The sequence below is a fragment of the Paenibacillus sp. WC2504 genome, from assembly GCF_052682475.1.
In genome coordinates this window covers 6,886,347-6,906,119 of the sequence record NZ_JBQZFH010000001.1, presented here as the reverse complement: position 1 = coordinate 6,906,119, position 19,773 = coordinate 6,886,347, and the positions used below count along the sequence as shown (strand labels likewise).

Below are 19,773 nucleotides of genomic sequence, written 5' to 3'. Positions count from 1 at the left end.
GTTGGATGAGAAACAGAAACCACCACGCAAAAAATCACCGCTAGCCATAGGCGGTTTCCTCGCGGTTTTGCTATCGCAAGGCAAGCTGCTTTTGGCGGCCTTAAAATTCGGCAAGGTCGGCGGGGCCGTCATATCGATGTTTATTACCATTTGGGCTTACGCTTATCTTGCGCCACTTCCTTTTGCCATTGGCATTGTGGTCATGATTCTGATACATGAACTTGGTCATGTTTTAGCGGCAAAGTTGAAAGGGCTTCCCGTCTCGGCGCCTGTTTTTATCCCTTTTCTAGGTGCATTGATAACAATGAAAAAAAATCCGACCGATGCAGCAACGGAAGCATTTATCGGTATCGGAGGGCCTATTCTCGGGACGTTAGGGGGCGTTGCTGCATTTGCACTAGGCATGTACGTGGATTCCCCTGTTATTGTTTCGGTAGCTTATGCTGCGTTTTACCTGAATTTAATTAATTTATTGCCGATTCATCCGCTTGATGGCGGTCGAATTGCAACTGCTGTCACCCGTTGGTTATGGATTGTCGGTTTAATTGGCGGTTTAGTTTTTATTTTTTATCTGGACCATTATGTTAATCAGCTTATTTTCTTTGCTATCTGGGCGATGTTTGCCTGGGATTTGTATAAGAAATACGTGAAATACAGGCATAAAGAGCAGTTAGTTTCCGTTTCCACCCGATTTGAATTTGCTGCCGAACATTTACTTCAGCAAGGGTATATGATCCCAGGTGAAAATCACACCCGTGATTTGGATTTTACGACGTATTCGGATTTACAGGGCGTAGGTGACGGCAGGCAAACGATTGTCATGTACTGGCAAGGTATTGGGTTTGAAGGACAGGCCTATTTGCCACAACAAGCCTTGATTCGAAGAGTACAGCTTGTCAAAGTAGACCGTTTGCAGAAAGAAAGCGGATTTTATCTAGGTCTACAGGTACAGGTCGATTTTACACCTTTAGGTATTCAGGAGCGATATTATGAGGTTCCGGCCAAAACCCGTTGGAAATTCGGAGCAGCTTATTTCGGGCTCATTTTATTCTTACTTTATATGATAAGACTGGTTCATCAAGCAGGAATTATGGATTGACTGTTTAATACAACATAACGAGGATAACTATCATGACATTTATGGGATCAAAGCGGCTTAGCCAGCTAGGATCGGCTATTTTTTCGGAAGTGGCGGATTGGAAGAGAGAGGTTATGAACCAAGGGGTAGACGTCATAGATTTAGGTATAGGAAGTCCTGACCTACCGCCGTCTGAACGCATTATTGAAGCCATTACAGAGGCAGTGCGCAACCCGGCACACTATGGATATCCAACATCGGAAGGAAGCTTTGCCTTTCGTGAAGCGGTAGCTAGATGGTACCAGTTCCGATTTGGTGTAGAGCTTAATCCCGATAATGAAATTTTAACATTAATGGGTTCTCAAGATGGTCTTGCTCATTTGGCGCTTTCACTCTGTGATCCTGGGGACATTGCCATTGTTCCCGATCCAGGTTACCCCATATATTCGGCAAGTCTCGTGTTAGCGGGAGTTGAGCCTTACTTGCTACCCCTGCGAGCTGCAAATGATTTTTTGCCCCAATTAGATGACATCCCAGTAGACGTGGCTGCCAAAGCGAAATTCATCCTGTTAAACTATCCGAGCAATCCGTTGTCTGCTGTTGCAGATCGTGCTTTTTTTGAGCATTTGATAGCTTATGCCAAAAAGCATGAATTGCTTGTCGTACACGATCTAGCCTACTCTGAAATGGCATTTGACGGCTTTAAACCGATCAGCATTTTAGAGATCGAGGGCGCTAAGGAGGTTGCTGTCGAGTTTCATTCACTGTCCAAAAGCTTTAATATGGCAGGTTGTCGGATCGCGTTCCTAACTGGCAATGCGGCTGCGGTAAAAGCGCTGCGAACGCTTAAATCGAATATCGATTATGGCGTATTCGGAGCCATCCAAGCGGCCGGAATTGCAGCATTAGAGGAAGATATGGAGCACGATCATTCCGTAGCCGGCGTTTATGAAAGAAGACGAAATGTGTTTATTTCGGCTTTAGCAGATGCAGGTTGGAGGATACCGCCACCCAAGGCAACCATGTTTATCTGGGCACCCATTCCAAAAGGATGGACATCTCGACAAATTTCCCGGGAAATGCTGTTCCGTGCCGGCGTCGTTGTTATACCTGGAGACGCATTCGGAGCAGAAGGAGAAGGCTTTGTACGAATTGCTTTGGTGCAGGATGAAGCCAGATTACTTGAGGCGGCAAGACGCATAGGCGATTGGCTTCGAACCGTAGAATGAAAATTAGAGATTTTGGTAAAAATAGGAGAATGAGAGATATATGATTTTTTTGCACAAGAAGATTAAACCTTAATAGTTGAAAGGGGTAAGCATATGGACGCCATTTCCTCATTATCAGAGCTCTTAGCAGAGCAGAAGCCTTCATCGTATGTAGAAATTCCTGGAGTCTTGGGACAGACGTTTGGGCAAGCGACAATTGCAGCAACATTACCTATGAGCAAATTATTTTCACTCTATGAAGTTGATTTAGAAGTTCAGCGTGCGATTATTCCACGCAATCTTTCTAAATTGATTGATTATGTTAATCTGTACTTGGAAAATCGCCAACCGATCTATTTCCCGGGTATTATTTTCTCAGCAAGAGGCGCAGGTCAATATGACGATGAACAACAAGCGCTTCGTTTGCAACCGATTGAGAAGTTGTACGTGGTCGATGGCCAGCACAGACTGGCAGCTTTCCAACGCATTATGGAAACGTTGCAAAGCCAGATGGCACGTGCCAAAGACCGTCGGGAATACGAGAAGATGGAAGAGATCACAGAGAAGCTTCGCCGCTTGTATGCCTTCCCGATTTCCACGATGACGTATTTGGACATTAATGCTCGTCAAGAACGCCAATTGTTTTCGGACATTAACAAACTTCCTCGCAAGCTTGGCGGTAACTTGGCTGTGCTTCGGGATCAACGCAGATTTTACCATGTTGCTGCAACGGAGCTTGCTTCCAAAGCCCCAGCTATGCAAAAGCTGACTGTTGACATGTTCTCTGAACGCGGCAAATCGCCTGAGTATTTGTTCTCGTATCACTTGCTGATTGAAATTTTGGTTGCCTTGTTCGAAGGCAGAATGAAATCGGCAGCTCGGAATAACGGTTACCAATATGAGGACAAAGATCTTCAGGATCTGGTCTCTTTAGCGGGTACCTACTTTAACGGTTTGCTGAATTATTTGGATGCGCCGGCCAAAGGTGAAATCGTTTGGACTGAAAATATCCAAATCGCGCTTGCTTTGTTCATCCATGAAGAAGCTACGAAAACAGGCAAATTCAATCGTTATGCGCTTGAGCATGCTTTGAAAATACTTCCTCATGTAAATTGGAATGGGATTTATGCGGGAGACGAGAAGGATCGTTTACCTAGACGTACCCGGATCATGAAAGCTTATAATTTTATCAAGAATTTCTATACAGAGCAGAATGCTTTCCTAATCAGCGATAAGGAGGATGTGAGCTAATGGAAGGATTACGCCTCAAAATGACGATTCATCCGTTTTGCGAGAAATTCGGGCTTTCAACCGTAGCCTTGCGCGTTCAGGATTTGCTCAATTATACGATGATCGACCCTATGGTACAGCGGAAGTTAAGCAATATGCAAAGACGCAAAATCTCCACGTATCTGCAAGAACGTGAATTGGATCATGTCTTTTTCGGTCCGGTTACGCTTTCACTGCGTGAAGTGAATCAACTGTCCAAAGGCGAGAAAGAATTTTTGCTGAAACATGGTTCGAAGCTTTCTATTTTGGACGGACAGCATCGCATCCTAGCGCTTGGTTACGTGAATGAGCAAATGCAGAAGGAAGTTCGACGCTACGAGAAAAAGCTGGTGCTTCTGAAAATCAAACAGCGCAAGATGCCTGAAGATGCAGATATTAAGCAAGAAGTTGAAGAAACGGAAGGCACGATCAATCAACTTGAGAGCAGACGCCTTGATTTGATGGAGACACAGCTTGCCGTGCAAATCTACATTGGCTTAACGGAGGAAGAAGAGCAGCAGCTATTTGGCGATATCAACTCCAAAGTCCAGCTGGTGAGCAAAGAGCTTGGTCACTCTTTCGATTCTATTGATCCGCTTAATCTGGTTATTCAGCAGGTTGTTGATCATAACGTGTATCTCAAAGCTGTCGGCGTAGAGCGACGCAGCAATTTGACGTCGTTTAACCGTAATTTCACATGCTTCAGCTGGTTATATGCGACTGCAACCATGTTATTTTCGGGCAGAATGCAGCCGTCTTATGAGCTTCAGCGCAAGATTCGCCATGATCCTTCGACGTATGTGGAGATCCTGCACCAGTTCTTCAATACGTTATTGCCGATGATGCCGGAGCAACCAGGTCTAGCGCAGTATACTTCAGCAAATCGGGTTATCCAAGAAAGCATCGCACTCTATTCGAACCGGTTCTTATTCCCGAACGGGCAATATAACGAGGAATGGACAGATTGTTTGCAAATTCTTGAAGGATTTGATTGGTCTCACGAGAATGAGGAATTGATTTATGTCTTCGGTGCATTGGATAACGGCAAAATCAACCTGATTCACGAAAAATCATTGAAAAAGCATGTAAAACTTGTACAATTCTTCCTCGAAGGCACAGAATCAGTGAATGCGTCGGAAGAAGAAGAGTCAACAGCTTAATAAGCTTGACCCAGTGCCTTTCTCTCTCAACGGAAGTTGTGAGAGGAAGGCTTTTTTGTTTTTTAATAACCCATAATCTACCATTATACGAAATATACGAATATCATCCATCATTCGTCTATACCAAAAAAGTTCACTAGAATACTATGTACTATAAAGATTGAAAGGAGGAGAAAACGATGAGTTGCTCCGTATATGCTACATTGTCTCGCATCAGCCTTGGTACAGTCATCACAATCCATGCAGGTACTACTCCGAACCACACAGGTAGATTCCTAGGTATTGAACATGGTAACGTTGTTCTTGCAAGTAATAACACTGTCTTCTTTTTCCCGGTTGATAGAATCTCCGTTATCCACATCCCTTAATTAAAAAAGTTGGAAGAGACTGTCTGGAAGGTCAGAAATGATCGGATGGACAGTCTCTTTATTTCACGTTACACTTACCATAATTCGGTCGTGAAGAACACGCCGCTTCGATACTTTGTATCGGGGCGGCTTTTTGTGTTTCTTGTGTCCAAAAAAGGAGTGGGGACGTGTGCAGAGCTTTGATCAGAAATATGAGGAATGGCTGCAAATGAATATTAAACAGGAAGCTAATCTGAGAAGGCGAGGATTGCTTGAAAATGGGCTTGGTCATGGGATAGTCTGATGGCGCTTGACCGTTGGATATTTCTTCCTGTCGCGTATCTTTCTATTAAAGATGAACCTTGGCGGTGTCGACAGCTCATCCTTTCCTTCGTCGGTACTTTTCTCTCGACAGAGGTGGCGTCTGAGTTAACATTTCTTGAAGCTGAAGCTGTGCGTTATTCACGTCGCCTTTTGCGTCCGTTTACAGCAGTGGAGTTAGCAGACCATTTACGAGTCACGGATCGACATGCGCGGCGGCTCTTGCATAATTTAGTAGATCGTGACTTTTTGGTTGTGCATAGTGGAAACAAAAGGTATCGCACGTACTGCTTATGGACAGAGTCGACAAATACTACGAGGCGACAGAGTCCATCAGATATGGAACAGAGGCAAAAATATGCGAAATAACGGCGATGAGTTCCGTTAGCGAAATTACAAGTGTTATGGAAGTTGCTTCTAGATATTTTATCATCGCCCGCTTGTTTCAGCGCTCCCAACTTTGTCCATACTGCATAATGTTAGCACCTTATCGAGCAGGAGGGTCTTGGAACCATGTTGGCCGTTCATCAACGCATGGCGGAGTTATGGACAATACGCAGAGCGCGGGAGTTAACGCGAGCAGAGCAGGATGAGTTAATGCTGTGCATGGAAGCTAACGCGACCTATGTTTGGAATCGCTTAAAACTAGAAAATTTATCGCTTTGCGCCTCGCTTACAGGAGATTATGATTGGCTGCACGATATTTGCGAGCGCATTGAAAAGATTGAACCTAAGCACTGACCGAAAGGGGTCGGTGCTTTTTTCCTTTTCTGCTAGAGAGTGGACGGGTATAATGGTAGTAGTCTATTTTTAAGGAGATGCCTCATGGTAAGCTGGTTCAAGCAAGTGGGCGAAGGGCCCTATAAATTCTTAACTCTGGGTTTACTGCTACTGACAGCGCTATTCATAAGACTCTATCTTGCACCAATCTGGATGGGCTATGATACGGATGTCCGAACGTTCATGGCTTGGTCGGACCGTGCCTATACGGTTGGTTTGTCCGGCATGTATGACAATGCCAAGGAATATTTCCTGGATTACCCGCCAGGCTATATGTATGTCCTGTATGTTATAGGCATGCTGCACCACAAACTGTCCATCCCTTGGGAGAGTGGACAATCGTTATTACTGCTGAAATTCCCTGCCATTTTGGCGGATATCGTAACCGTTTATTTGTTGTTTCGACTTGCAACCAGCAGGGAGGACGGCGCGCGATCATGGCTGCAAGCGATAGGAATAGCTGCATTGTTTGCCTTTAATCCTGCGATCTGGTCGAACTCTGCGATTTGGGGGCAGGTTGATTCGTTTTTTATGCTGTTTATTGCGGCGACATTTCTGATGCAGCAGCGCGGGAAACTGCCTCAAGCTTCCGTGTTTATCGCCTTAGCTTTGTTGCTCAAGCCGCAGGCGCTCCTTTTCGGCATTTTTCTGCTCATTGATGTTTTACGCAAGCGCAATTTAATGGTATTCCTGCTGAGTGTACTCAGTGGCATGACGACCATAGCGGTAGTTGCACTTCCTTTTGCCATTGGAAGAGGTTATGGATGGTTAATCGGGCTTTACTCCGGCACGCTGGCTTCTTATCCCTACGCTTCCCTGAATGCGTTCAATCTTATGGCGCTCTTAGGCGGCAACTTTATTGACATAAAAAAGAGTTTCCTGCATATCTCCTATGAAAAATTGGGTATAGTGCTCATGATCCTTTCGATCTTGTACACTTGCTATTTGTATATCCGCAGCAAAGGTCAGAAGGGTGCCGTCTTGTATGTGGCTTTCTTATTTATAACGGCTGTTTTTATGTGTATGACCAAAATGCATGAGCGCTATTTGCACTACGGGCTGCTGCTAGCTCTTACGAGTTTTATTTATATCAAGGATCGCCGTATTCTTGGTCTGTTTATTGGCTTTAGTTTGACTCATTTCATCAATATCGCGGATGTGCTGCTGCGAAGTTTTCATCAAGACTATCATATTCCACGGTATGATCCGTTGATGCTGGCTGTATCTGCCATCAATGTTATATTATTTGTTTATGCATGTATTTTGGGATGGAGGCTTTTCGTGCAATCACAACAAGAACAGAGTAATCAGGATGACCTCGTCCCGATTCCACAAGTCCCGACCAGGGACAAGTGGACCGAGCGCTGGGATGCCATTTTCAAAGAAAGCAAGGATGGGATAGAACGAAGCCCGAGGGGACGTTTTTTCTCTAAAAAGGACGCGCTATATCTAGGTTTACTGGTCGTCATCTACACCATTATCGCTTTATTCCATCTGGGCGGGCACAAAGCGCCTACTACTTTTTGGAAGCCGACAACCACTGGGGAAGCCGTCGTTGCTGACCTCGGCAGCTCCCACAACATTACTAGAATTAACACTTTTGCCGGTGTTGGGGAAGGTTCCTATTCCTTTTGGTTCTCAAAAGATGGCCAACAGTGGCAGGATCAAATCTCTGTCAAATCCGATCATACCAAAGTTTTCACATGGAACGCGGTAGAACCGATGAAAGATGCTCGTTATGTTAAAGTGGTCATTGACGGGCAGGAAAGTGCACCGCTGCATCTGCATGAAATCGGGATTTTCGGGGATGGCAATTCGACCATTTTACCGATTACTGATCTGAAAGAGCAGGATATAAACCCGGCGGACGAAGGAAAAACAGCGAATTTATTCGATGAATCCAGCGTAGTACCGTACACGCCTACGTACATGAACGGGACTTACTTTGATGAGATTTATCACGCAAGAACGGCTTATGAACATCTTCACAAAATAGAGCCTTATGAAAGCACACATCCGCCGCTAGGTAAAGTGCTCATGGCGATCGGCATTTACATATTCGGGCTCAATCCGTTTGGATGGCGTATTATTGGAACGCTGTTCGGGGTTGGTATGATTCCCGTCATCTATGTGTTTGCCAAGCGGATGTTCGGCCGTTCTGAATATGCTTTTATTGCGGCATTCCTCTTAACGTTTGATTTTATGCACTTTGCGCAGACACGCATTGCGACGATCGATGTTTACGGCGTATTCTTCATCATGTTGATGTTCTATTTCATGTATCGCTATACGACGCTAAGCTTTTATCGGGAAAAGCTCTGGGCCACATTGATCCCGCTGGGGCTGTCCGGCCTCTTTTTCGGAATAGGTGCGGCCTCCAAATGGATCGTGATTTACGGCGGTGCGGGCCTGGCCCTTCTGCTGCTATTATCTTTATTAGAGCGTTATAGCGAATACCGGTTCGCTCGGCGCTTGCTGCAGGAGGATGAGCATAAAGCACCAGCTCAGGTTCAGGTGGATACGGAAGATCCAGAGCAGGTCATCTCATCTTGGGATGAGGCTGAGGAGGATACGAAGCCGGCTTTATCCGATTCGGAGCGCAGCCGATTACTGCTTGTGCAGAAACTATTTGCAAAAAATACGATCCTTACTCTCCTGTGGTGCGTACTAACGTTTGTTATCATTCCGTTAGGTATTTATACGCTATCGTATATTCCTTTCATGATGGTTCCGGGACCTGGACATCAGCTGAAGGATGTCGTCACTTATCAGGTGCATATGTACAAGTATCATAAGGATTTGGTAGCGACTCATCCGTTCTCATCCCCTTGGTGGGAGTGGCCGATGATGCTGCGCCCGATCTGGTATTATCAAGCCAAGTTTATGCCGCAGGGCATGTTGTCGAGCATCGTCTCGTTCGGAAATCCGCTGGTTTGGTGGCCTGGCTTTATCGCGGTCATCTGCTCGTTCTATGTGGCTGTGAAGAGGAAAGATAAGCTGCTGCGCATGCTGTTAATCGCTTATTGTTCCCAATACTTGCCATGGATGCTGGTGCCGAGGCTCACTTTTATTTATCACTATTTTGCCATGGTGCCGTTCCTGGTGCTCATTCTGACCTACTATATCAAAGATTATTTGGAAGAAGGTCCGCTTCATAAAAGAAGATGGGTTTACGGTTATTTACTAGGAGTATTCGTCTTGTTTGCTCTGTTCTATCCGATTCTTTCAGGGATGATGATTCCATCGAGGTATTCCTTCTTCCTCCGGTGGCTGCCGGGCTGGAACTTCTTTTAAGAAAAGTGGTTGACGTGCCTGACAGGCGATGGTAAGATAATCCCAAGCAAAATACTATGAATTAAAAGTCGACCGAACAACAGGAGACTCCGACCTTACATTGAACAATGGAAGCGGGGTTTCTTTTTTATCCAAAAACCATAATGGAGTGTGAACGAAATGGCGAAGGTAGTCATTATCTCAGGAAGTCCAACCCCCACATCCCGATTACACGGGGTTATTGAAGTAGCGAAGAATGAATTGGTGCAAGCGGGTCTTACCGTAGACTGGATCAAAGTGCGCGATATCCCTGCAGAAGACTTGCTGTACGCCAAATTTGACAGCGAAGCCATTGTGAGCGCGAACGCGCTTGTTGCTGCAGCAGATGCCGTTTTTGTAGCTACGCCTGTTTACAAAGCCTCCTATACCGGTGTGCTAAAAGCATTCCTTGACCTGCTCCCGCAAAAGGGGCTGGAGCGTAAAATTGTGCTCCCTTTAGCCGTAGGCGGTACGCTATCTCACTTGCTCGCCATCGATTACGCGCTTAAACCGGTGCTGTCCGCATTGGGCGCACAAAATATTTTGCAAGGTGTGTATGTGCTTGATAAACAGGTGACTTGGGGCGAACAAGGACAAGCCATTCTAGAGGATGAAATTTCTACTCGGTTACATGAGTCCGTCACGCAGTTTATCCAAGAAATTAACTGGCATACCAGTCGCTAAATTGGCATACAGATGACATAACCCGCCATTAGTATTCACTTGCTGATGGCGGGTTTTGTGTGGCTGCATTTAGATAGACAGCTGTTCAAGGAGGAGAAGCAATGGGTTTATTTGATGGTTTAATGGGGAACGCCTCGGAGCTTAATCTGGCGGATGTGAATAAGGAATTTGCTCATGTGTTGGCAAGTTCAGAAACGATCGAAAAAGCGTATAAACTGATCCGTGATCTTTTTATTTTTACCAACAAAAGGCTAATATTAGTAGATAAACAAGGATTGTCGGGCAAGAAAATGGAGCTTCACTCGATTCCTTATAAAAGCATTACCCATTTCAGTATTGAGACAGCAGGTACTTTTGATCTCGATGCAGAAATGAAGATATGGATCAGCAGCACACATACGCCGATTGAAAAAAAGTTTAACAAAAGCTTAAACATATACGAACTTCAGAGCGTACTAGCTGAGTACGTTTTGAAATAAATGAGGGAACATAGTGTTTGAATCGCCATTGGTAACTTTTACTGATGGTGGTTTTTTGTGCCGGGGAGAGCGCTGTCGTGCTATACTGAACATATATTTATTTGGATAGGAGCGATTATGTTGTCAGAGAATTCATCGGGTTCCGTGCTGCTAGTTGACGGGATGGCGTTATTATTTCGCGGTTATTACGCCACTTCATCGAGCGGTTATATTATGAAAACAGAAAACGGTGTGCCGATTAATGGCGTATACGGTTTTCTGAAATATTTACTTGATGCGATTCAAACCTTTAAGCCTTCTCACGTGGTGTGCTGCTGGGATATGGGGAGTAAAACGTTCCGTACGGAGAAATTTGAAGCATACAAAGCGAATCGCGGGCCTGCCCCGGAGGAGTTAATTCCACAATTCGATTTGGTAAAAGAAGTGACGGCCAGCTTTAACATCCCGAATATTGGTGTTGTCGGTTACGAAGCTGACGATTGCATCGGAACACTGGCCCGTACATACAGCCCGCTGACGAAAGTTCAAATTTTGACCGGAGATCATGATATGCTCCAGCTTGTGAATGAGAGCACGGAAGTCATTATTATGAAAAAAGGGCACTCCAACTACATGGTTTATACCCTGGAAACATTGATGGAAGAGAAAAGTCTGACGCCTGCGCAGATTATTGATCTGAAAGGTCTAACCGGCGACACGGCGGATAACTACCCGGGCGTCAAAGGAATCGGGGAGAAAACAGCGACCAAGCTGCTGAACGAGTATCAGGATATTGGAGGCATTTTGGAAAATCTGGCTGCGCTGCCCAAAGGTGTTCGAGCCAAAATTGAAGCGGAGTTGGAGATGCTGCATCTATCGCGTGACTTGGCGACGATTCGTCTGGATGCGCCTGTTGCCTGTGCGCTTGAGGATTGCGGATGGGCGATGGAGCGGGAGAAAGTGATCGCGAAGTTCGAGGAAATTGCGTACAAAGGATTAATCAAGTTAATCGGTTAATATAAAATGGAGGGTGCCGAATAGAATTGGCATCCTCCTTTTTGCGCGTGCTAGCAAAAGCGAGCAAGCTGTTCAACGAGCAGCCCTAACGCTGCTTCTTATCGTTTTTGGCGAGAAATGAGCTACTTCTCTCAGAATTTCATCGCCGATTGCCGATAGCGGAGCGGCGTAGTTTTGGTAATCTGCCGAAAGACACGGCCGAACTGGACTAAGGAGCCGAAGCCGACCTGTTCAGCAATCATGATTACTTTCAGTTTGGTCTCTGTGAGCAGCCTTTGCGCTTCCTGGACACGAACAAGATTGATATATTCGACAAGTGAAAATCCGGTGATCTCCTTGAACATACGGCTTAAATACGCCGGGCTGATTTCAAATCTTTCCGCTAGCTCTTCCAATCGCAGAAGCTCGGCAAAATGGGTGTTAATGTAACGCACAATCGTCGATATTTTCCGATGTAAAGGAGAGACATGCTCCGGTGATGTGACCGGATGCTGGCGAATAAAACGTGTAGTGAACAGCAGCAGCTCGATCAGAAAATGACGCAAAGCGAAGGTTTGTCCGAGCTGAGGTTCTTTTGCTTCATGAATCATTTTGCCGAGAATGTCTTCGACAAAACGACGTGTCGGGAGATCGAGCCTGAGCACCGGCGCAGTATGCGTGAAGGCATCGAGCAGGAAAGGAGCATCGGATCTCATGCTCTCCAGGAAGTGATCGCTGAAATTCATCACGACACGCGCATGCCCAAGCTTATCGGAGTCCGAAGTAGCGTGAAGCTCGCGCCGATTAATGAGCACCAGGTCTCCCGGAAGGATGAGATACGAGCGGTCCCGAATGAAATACATGCGCTCACCTTCGTACAAATAATAGAGCTCATACATATCATGCATGTGCTGTGTTCTCTCGAACGATCCATGACGATGAATATGTTGAATATAAAATGGGCCTTCATCCTCATTGCCGAAGGTGACGGTGCTGGGCATCAGAGTACTCCTTTTGTTCAAGTTGTTGTAATGGAAGTATAACATAAGCGCAGTGAAAAATATGAATAGTTTTCCTTGAAAATAGGAATAGATGAAGAGAAAACGCTCCTAACTTGCGATATGATTAAGCTATAAGAAAATAGCAAACGTTTGCAAAATAAGGGAGGAACACACAAAATGAAAGAGCTTATAGACGCAATCAAATCAGGAAATACATCAACGTTATCAGCGCCAGGCGTTAAAGTATATGGTTCATCTTTAACACAAATTGGAAATACTTCGCTTGTTATGGTACGTACGGAGGCTGGAAAGCGGCTGGTTGCGGTTGGTGAGAGCGATTTGTACAACCAATTAAACGGAGAAGTTGTTGATGGCGCGAAAGTGGCTCCATTAACGCACGAGAACCGTTTGACACTGAATCAATTCTTGCCTTATACGGCCCCGCAAGCATTTGGCACGCAGGTGGCTACGATGGGTCTGGGTGATCGCCTTGGTATTGCAAGCCCTGGACATATTCAAACGATTCGCGGCAGAGATATCCGTCCCGTGTTGGCACAGCAAAGTATTCGTGAGCTTGCGCTTACAGGCAGAACGTATGAGGATGTTTTGGACGCGGCTGCTTATGCGGTTTTCCAAGAAGGCTACAAAGATGGCTATGGCGCAGACGGCGACCATTTGAAGAAAGAGGAAGACATCGAGTATGCACTGCGTCTTGGCTTTACGATGCTGACGCTCGATTGCTCGGAGAACATCGACAACACGATTGAAACATTGTCCGCAGATGAGGTCGCAGTTAAATATGCAGCTTTGCCAGCCGGTTTGCGTGAGCACTATGAGAAACGTTACTTGGAGACGCCTGCTGATGTACCAGGTGCAGCACTTAACTACACGCGTGAAGCGCTCCAAAAAGATGTGCTGATCTACGACGCAGCCATTAATTTCATGGAAGCTATTTACCGCAAATATATCGCAACGCTGGATCGTGCGGTTGATTTTGAAATTTCGATTGATGAGACGGCTACACCGACATCGCCTGAAGCCCACTACTTGGTAGCGAACGAGCTTCGTGACCGTGGGGTTACGATTTTCAGCATGGCGCCGCGCTTCTGCGGGGAATTCCAAAAAGGGATCGACTACATTGGCGATATCGCGCAATTTGAGCGTGAGCTGGCGAGCCATGCGGCGATTGCCGTACATTTTGAATACAAGCTGAGCATTCATTCCGGTAGCGACAAGTTCAGTGTGTTCCCACTAATCGGGCAATACACGAAAGGTTTGTTCCATATCAAAACGGCAGGTACAAATTGGCTCGAAGCGGTACGTGTTGTAGCAAAAGTAAACCCATCCCTGTATCGCCGCATGCATCAATTTGCTTTGGATCATTTTACAGAAGCGACAGCTTATTACCACGTGACGACGGACATCGATGCCATCGTTCCTCTTGCTGAAGTCGCGGATGCCGATCTGCCAAACTACATGGAAGAAAACAATGCGCGCCAATTGCTGCACATCACATACGGCCTGCTGCTGCAAGCAAAAAATGCCGATGGCAGCAAGCAATTTGCTGAAGAATTCTTCCGTACGATGACGGAGCAGGAAGACGTCTTCGCTGAAGGTTTGCGTCATCATATTGGTAGACATTTGGAGCTGCTCGGTAAATAATTAAAAAAGAGGCAATCCTCAAGCGCTTTGATCTGCTTGAAGATTGCCTCTTTCTTATTCTTGATTCGAAGGTTCATTCCGGTTATCATCTGCGCCAGGATAGTCCCGTTTGAGGCCTTCATGCAGCTCGTGATTTTCATAGGAAAACCGGTTCGGCGGGCGCTGATCTTTTCGCCAAGGCGTGCTTTTGCCCAGCGATTCCGTGTTTAGGCTTGTGCCATAAGGGCCTTCGGGAAATTCCTCAGGAATCAGGTCGTTTCGCTGAGATTCGACCGTCTCCAAATCGGTGTATACATCTCGCTGCTCGGGTATGAACCCCTTTGTTTCGGTATACTTATCTTTCGCGGATTCTTCAACACTCATGGAAAATGCCTCCTCATCTGGGTTGCGCATGCTTTTTCCAGTGTCCCCCGCTGATCCGTTAAATATCCGTGAAATGAATGGAACCGATAATTTGGGATAAAAATTCATTCAGTTCCAGTGCTTGCTCTTCATTGAGCTTGAATACGTACTCCAGGTATCCCTCTTCGGCCAAGTCATCCGGACCAATTACCGCACTGCGTCCTGATTGTAAGTCAATCACAAGCTTTTTGCCGTAATAACGGGTTGTAGTCATGATTGCAAGGTCAAAACGGTGCAGCGCATTGCCGACGAAGCATACAAAACGCGTTGTCGTCTCTTCTTGATGGTCGTATAAAAAGTCATAATCAGACATAAGGGCCCTCTTTTCATTCTGGTATGTCTTTCATTATAACCGAAATAGGCTTGTCAACAAAACATAGGTTGCGTCCATCTTACAAACATGGTATGATTTGGATATTAGAAAAAGGGAAGCACCTTTTCAGCCTAGCTGAAGAGGTGCTTTTTCGTTTTTCTTACCCTATTTTCGTAAACGTTTGGAGGAGGTAAGTATGAACATTGTTTTTTTAAACACATTGGAGAAAGAAACGGGGGATCATCGCGTATTATCAGCACAGGTGTCGATTGCTGAAGAGCAGGGCGTGTGGAATGTGTTCTGGAACGAGCCCGACAGCACGGGCAAGCCGCAGCAAGCACAGTGGTACCAGGGGATGAGCTGGGATGAGATGCTAAGCATCTTCCGTCATGGTTTGCGCGAGAAGTTTCGCAGCGGCTTTCGTCCCATTGTGAGCTCGGAGCTGGAATCCGCCCAAGTGCTGTCTGGTAAAGCGAGAATGACGCAGATGCTGACTTATTATTGCGAAGAAAACCCAAGCGAAGAAGTGTACGAGCAGCTTCGTGCGTGGAGACGCGAACAAGCCTCGCGCGAAGGCAAAGCGCCGTATATTCTCGCCACGAACCGGGTGCTGCGCATAATATCTGTTTTCTTACCCCAAAGCAAGGAAGAACTTCAGCAAATACCCGGCTTTGGTGAGCAGAAGACCAATATGTATGCGGGGGATATTTTAAAGATTACCGCAGAATATACGCGCACGAACGGCTTTCCGTTAGATTGGGTTGCTAAGAGCGTCGATATCGTCAAGTTCGAGTCCTGGCTCCTTGCTCAGAAGGAGCAGAAGCTGCGTATGGAGCTGGACCGTGAGGTCAGCAAACGCAAGCTGCTCGAGATTACTGCCCGCGGAGGCAGCTTGGCTGATCTTCAAACCGATTTGACGATGCCGCGCAGAGAGCTCCTGCTGTGGGTAGAGGAACTTGACCGGGAAGGCTATGATATGGATCTGTTAGTGGAAGCAGAATTAGCTTCGGTCCCGGAGGAGGAACAGATCAAAGCATGGAACGCTTTTGAATCGGAAGGCGACCGTTATCTGAAACCGGTTCTTCAGCGTATGGGCGGTACGGAAGAACTGAAAGGCAAAGAACTCGACCGCGCTTATGAGTGGCTGCGATTGCTGCGATTGCGTTTTCGCAAGGAGAAGGAAAGCATGAGCGCACAAGCTGCAAGCTAGTATTGACAGAGCTTAGGCAGATATGATTAAATGGTCAATAATCTTAATAGCAATCAAAGCGATGACGAACTGGGGCTAACCCCTTAGTAGGAGTACTGCCGCTGCTGCAGAGAGTCGGTGGAAGGTGCAAACCGATGCAAGCATAGCTCCGAATTACCGTTCCGAGTTGGTTGAGGGAACATGCTCTGTTTGAGAGCATCAGTAGCTTATACCCGGCATTCGATGCCGTTACAATGACTAAGTGAAAGAGAAGGCTGCGAATGAGAGTCGCAGATGCTTCGCTTTAATTAGGGTGGTACCGCGAGACAACCGTCTCGTCCCTTTGTGGACGATTTGGTTGTCTTTTTGTTTTTTTTTATAACGATGAGGAGGGATTGCAAGATGACGGGGATCGAATTAACCGATGCACAAAGGCAGGAAGTCGAGCGCCAACTGCAAATCATTAAACGTGGTGCGGCTGAAATCATACCGGAAGATGCTCTGAAACAGAAAATTACCCGGGCAATTGTGACGGGGAAACCATTGAAAGTGAAATTGGGCTTAGATCCATCTGCGCCTGATATTCATATTGGGCACACGGTTGTCTTGCAAAAGCTTCGGCAATTTCAAGAGTTAGGCCATGAAGTTCAGCTGATCATTGGAGATTTCACGGGTCGAATTGGCGATCCAACGGGGAAGTCGGAAACGCGCAAGCAGCTGACAGAAGAGGATGTTCAGCATAATGCTCAAACGTACCAGACGCAGCTGTCCAAAATTTTGGATTTCACCAAAACAACCTTTTACTACAATTCTAGTTGGTTGGGTGAACTGAAATTTGATGATGTGCTGAAGCTTGCGGGTAAAGTAACGGTGGCGAGGATGCTGGAGCGGGACGATTTCGCCAAAAGATACGCGGCTAATCAACCGATTCATGTGCATGAATTTTTCTACCCGTTAATGCAAGGCTACGATTCCGTTTCACTTGAGACCGACATTGAGCTTGGCGGTACGGATCAGACATTTAATATTTTGATGGGACGCACGCTGCAAGGCGCCTATGAGGTGAAAGACGGCCAAGTGGCTATTCTGATGCCGCTGCTCGAAGGGCTGGATGGCACGCAGAAAATGAGCAAAAGCTTGAAAAATTACATCGGTATCGATGAGAACGCGAATGAAATTTTCGGCAAAACGATGTCGATTCCGGATTCGCTTATGCTGAAATATTATGAGTTAACGACTGCGATCTCAAGCGAGGCGCTTCAGGAGTTGAAAGAGGGACTGGAGGCGGGTTCCGTCCATCCAAGGGATGCCAAGATGAAGTTGGCGAAGGAATATGTGCGTATGTATCATGGTGCGGAACAAGCTCAAGAGGCTGAGCAGCATTTTATTACGGTCTTTCAGAAGCGGGCGCTGCCGGACGATATCGAAGAAATGCAGATCAGCGAGGAACTTCTCGAAGCTGGCCAGATCGCCATCATTAAGCTGCTTGTTTCTATGGGGCTGCAAGCTTCCAACGCAGAGGCAAGACGCAGCATTGAGCAAGGCGCAGTGAAAATTAATGAAACGAAAATGACGAATATCCATGAAACACTCCAGCCGCAGGACGGCGATATTGTTCAGGTAGGAAAACGAAAGTTTGTGAAAATTAAGCGGGTTTCGCCATAACCTAAAAAAGGGCCTCTTGTACAGCAATCCGCTGCTTCAAGAAGCCCTTCCTTTTATTTATAGCCATTCTTTTTTACGGAATAAAATATACATAGCAATACCTAACACACCCATAAACGCTAAGACGAACTCATCGCCGTGAGCGACATGGAGCCCTAGAATGTTATCAAAGTTCATTCCAAACACCCCTGTAATGAACGTCAGCGGCATGAAAATGGTTGTCAGCGCGGTAAATACCCGCATGATATCATTCGCGCGATTCGCCAGGCTGGACTGGTAAGCTTCTCGTAAGTTCCCCATCAAATCGCGGAGCGTATCGAATGTATCCACTATTTTGACGGCATTCTCATAAATGTCGCCAAAATATTTCTGGAGCTGGTGGTCGATCAGCCTGAGATCCTTCTTGCCGAGTGTACCGATCACATCACGTTGTGGAACAAGCACTTTTTTGAGCCAGAGAATTTCCGAACGAAGTCCGATGATCTCATTCAAGTGCGTTTTTTTGGTCGCTACCAGAATATCTTCTTCCAGCTTTTCAATCTTGGCCTCGATACGGTCACCAACCGCAACGTAGTTATCGACGACAAGATCGACTAGATGGTATAGGAAACGATCGGCGCTGTTGACCTCCTCTTCCCAGAGAAACGGCTTTAAAGCGCGAAGTTCATTGATTTTTTGTCTAGTAACGGTAATAATGACATGTTTGCTAAGAAATAGATTAAGTCCGCGAAGGAAAATCTCCTCATCATCAAAACGAATGCTATTTATCACGATAAAATAATGCGAATCATAAAATTCAATCTTAGGACGCTGCTCCTCTTCGCTCAAACAGTCCTCCACGGCCAAATCATGTAGATGGAATAAAGGTTGAAGAAGTTCTAAATCCTCGATCCCTGCATCGATCCAATAAAAGCCTTGTTCTGGAGGTGTTAGTGCGACAGACACGTCTTCGACCAATGTGAAAATGCCATTCTGAACCCACCGTGTTTTCATCTGATCCACCCCTTTGCATGGAATCAGCCGGTTACGTTCATCATGTGCGCGAGACTACGAATGATGGAATAACCGACTGCATTCCTACACTATAAAATTTACAAAACTTGCAGGTGCTACTCCTCGGTTCCCCGTCCAAACGTATGCCCCCCTTTTGCGTCCATGTCGAATAATACTTGTCTAGTATAACCCTTCATATACCCTGTTTCAAGCCAAAAAGTTTGGCGCAACAAGTAAGAATGTGCTTTAGATACTCTATGGATTCAGGGCTTGTTCGGTGTCAAAAAAAACCGCCATGAATTACATGGCGGCTTTCAAGATCTTTCCTTTCATTTCTTGATAAATGTCTATCAGTTCAGGATTACCTCGGAGCAGCAGATCTTCTTCACTCTCTGCTCCGTAGACTCGACATAATAAGGCAGCGGCATCCTCAGCTTGTTGCCTAGTTGGCTTCGATGTTTCAATTAGAGCGAAATATCGATTTAATGAAGCGAAAGCAGAGAAGTTATCCGAAGATGGTGCGGACATAATGGACCCCCTTTTGATGGTTAGATAATGTAATCAGTTTGATATTTATTTAACCCTGTTTTGAGCTATTTAAACACCAAATTACGATACATTTCGTATCAATAATATCATAGATGGACAGCCTGATGCAATTTCTTCTGTTTTACAGGTTGTCAGGATCGGTTAATGTCTTGACTTTACATTATTTTATAGTATGATGATTTTAATCGCATACGTTTCATTTTCTTATCAAGAGTAGGTGGAGGGACTAGCCCTATGACACCCGGCAACCGACAAACCTTTGCAAGCAAAGGGATGCACGGTGCTAATTCTTGCGGAACCGCTTGTAACAAGCGAATCTGGGAGATAAGAGAAGGACATTGACAGTGACATTCCATGGCCTTTCTCTGATTCCAGAGAAGGCCATT

The 19,773-nt window shown here is 45.9% G+C and carries 18 protein-coding genes, 1 riboswitch and 1 other annotated feature; of the genes, 13 read left to right on the top strand and 5 right to left on the bottom strand.

The annotated features are described in order from the left end of the window. Position 1: 1 nt before the first annotated feature. From ACUN27_RS31190 to ACUN27_RS31145, 10 genes are all read left to right on the top strand, one after another. Positions 2 to 1,099 carry a site-2 protease family protein gene (locus ACUN27_RS31190; protein WP_315953341.1) on the top strand — a complete coding sequence of 366 codons (1,098 nt, stop codon included), beginning with the start codon at positions 2 to 4 and terminating at the stop codon, positions 1,097 to 1,099. Between the two features lie 32 nt (positions 1,100 to 1,131). Then, positions 1,132 to 2,307 carry an aminotransferase class I/II-fold pyridoxal phosphate-dependent enzyme gene (locus ACUN27_RS31185; RefSeq protein WP_315953342.1) on the top strand — a complete coding sequence of 392 codons (1,176 nt, stop codon included), beginning with the start codon at positions 1,132 to 1,134 and terminating at the stop codon, positions 2,305 to 2,307. 93 nt (positions 2,308 to 2,400) lie between these two features. Then, complete coding sequence (locus ACUN27_RS31180; protein WP_127457295.1) at positions 2,401 to 3,537, top strand: DNA sulfur modification protein DndB; 1,137 nt, start codon at positions 2,401 to 2,403, stop codon at positions 3,535 to 3,537. Then, complete coding sequence (locus tag ACUN27_RS31175) at positions 3,537 to 4,715, top strand: DNA sulfur modification protein DndB (protein ID WP_315953344.1); 1,179 nt, start codon at positions 3,537 to 3,539, stop codon at positions 4,713 to 4,715. The genes ACUN27_RS31180 and ACUN27_RS31175 overlap by 1 nt, the downstream gene beginning before the upstream one ends. Before the next feature lie 179 nt (positions 4,716 to 4,894). Continuing rightward, the gene (locus tag ACUN27_RS31170; protein ID WP_315953345.1) at positions 4,895 to 5,083 is read left to right on the top strand and encodes a hypothetical protein; all 189 of its coding nucleotides are present in this window, start codon (positions 4,895 to 4,897) and stop codon (positions 5,081 to 5,083) included. A gap of 813 nt (positions 5,084 to 5,896) precedes the next feature. After that, positions 5,897 to 6,124 (top strand): DUF7667 family protein, encoded by a 228-nt coding sequence (locus ACUN27_RS31165; protein ID WP_315953346.1) that lies wholly within the window; start codon positions 5,897 to 5,899, stop codon positions 6,122 to 6,124. A gap of 84 nt (positions 6,125 to 6,208) precedes the next feature. Further along, positions 6,209 to 9,457 (top strand): glycosyltransferase family 39 protein, encoded by a 3,249-nt coding sequence (locus ACUN27_RS31160; RefSeq protein WP_445560194.1) that lies wholly within the window; start codon positions 6,209 to 6,211, stop codon positions 9,455 to 9,457. A 159-nt stretch (positions 9,458 to 9,616) separates the two neighbouring features. Then, on the top strand, positions 9,617 to 10,159 hold the full coding sequence (gene ssuE / locus ACUN27_RS31155; protein WP_315953348.1) for an NADPH-dependent FMN reductase: 543 nt from the start codon (positions 9,617 to 9,619) through the stop codon (positions 10,157 to 10,159). A gap of 101 nt (positions 10,160 to 10,260) precedes the next feature. After that, complete coding sequence (locus ACUN27_RS31150) at positions 10,261 to 10,638, top strand: PH domain-containing protein (protein WP_326063596.1); 378 nt, start codon at positions 10,261 to 10,263, stop codon at positions 10,636 to 10,638. A gap of 117 nt (positions 10,639 to 10,755) precedes the next feature. Continuing rightward, positions 10,756 to 11,634, top strand: coding sequence for a 5'-3' exonuclease (locus ACUN27_RS31145; RefSeq protein ID WP_315953350.1), 879 nt, complete (start codon positions 10,756 to 10,758; stop codon positions 11,632 to 11,634). A 131-nt stretch (positions 11,635 to 11,765) separates the two neighbouring features. On the opposite strand, the gene ACUN27_RS31140 is transcribed toward ACUN27_RS31145, so the two are convergent. Beyond that, complete coding sequence (locus ACUN27_RS31140) at positions 11,766 to 12,614, bottom strand: helix-turn-helix transcriptional regulator (RefSeq protein WP_315953351.1); 849 nt, start codon at positions 12,612 to 12,614, stop codon at positions 11,766 to 11,768. Positions 12,615 to 12,791: 177 nt separating this feature from the next. Here ACUN27_RS31140 and ACUN27_RS31135 point away from each other — a divergent pair, with 177 nt between their 5' ends. Then, positions 12,792 to 14,276: a tagaturonate epimerase family protein gene (locus ACUN27_RS31135; RefSeq protein WP_315953352.1), complete on the top strand. Its 1,485-nt coding sequence runs from the start codon at positions 12,792 to 12,794 to the stop codon at positions 14,274 to 14,276. Between the two features lie 54 nt (positions 14,277 to 14,330). Here ACUN27_RS31135 and ACUN27_RS31130 read toward each other — a convergent pair whose 3' ends face one another. Then, on the bottom strand, positions 14,331 to 14,639 hold the full coding sequence (locus ACUN27_RS31130) for a hypothetical protein (protein ID WP_181646387.1): 309 nt from the start codon (positions 14,637 to 14,639) through the stop codon (positions 14,331 to 14,333). A 58-nt stretch (positions 14,640 to 14,697) separates the two neighbouring features. Next, on the bottom strand, positions 14,698 to 14,991 hold the full coding sequence (locus tag ACUN27_RS31125; RefSeq protein WP_167061910.1) for a DUF3055 domain-containing protein: 294 nt from the start codon (positions 14,989 to 14,991) through the stop codon (positions 14,698 to 14,700). 196 nt (positions 14,992 to 15,187) lie between these two features. On the opposite strand from ACUN27_RS31125, the gene ACUN27_RS31120 reads away from it, so the two are divergent. Then, positions 15,188 to 16,201, top strand: coding sequence for an HRDC domain-containing protein (locus ACUN27_RS31120; RefSeq protein WP_445560193.1), 1,014 nt, complete (start codon positions 15,188 to 15,190; stop codon positions 16,199 to 16,201). Positions 16,202 to 16,263: 62 nt separating this feature from the next. After that, positions 16,264 to 16,526: a binding site (T-box leader), on the top strand. Positions 16,527 to 16,582: 56 nt separating this feature from the next. After that, entirely contained in the window at positions 16,583 to 17,845 is a 1,263-nt protein-coding gene (gene tyrS / locus ACUN27_RS31115) for a tyrosine--tRNA ligase (RefSeq protein WP_315953354.1), read from the top strand. A gap of 57 nt (positions 17,846 to 17,902) precedes the next feature. On the opposite strand, the gene corA is transcribed toward tyrS, so the two are convergent. Continuing rightward, positions 17,903 to 18,838 (bottom strand): magnesium/cobalt transporter CorA, encoded by a 936-nt coding sequence (gene corA, locus ACUN27_RS31110; protein WP_315953355.1) that lies wholly within the window; start codon positions 18,836 to 18,838, stop codon positions 17,903 to 17,905. Between the two features lie 300 nt (positions 18,839 to 19,138). Then, on the bottom strand, positions 19,139 to 19,366 hold the full coding sequence (locus tag ACUN27_RS31105) for a hypothetical protein (protein ID WP_127457775.1): 228 nt from the start codon (positions 19,364 to 19,366) through the stop codon (positions 19,139 to 19,141). A 222-nt stretch (positions 19,367 to 19,588) separates the two neighbouring features. Further along, a riboswitch (SAM riboswitch) is annotated at positions 19,589 to 19,718 on the top strand. Positions 19,719 to 19,773: the final 55 nt, after the last annotated feature.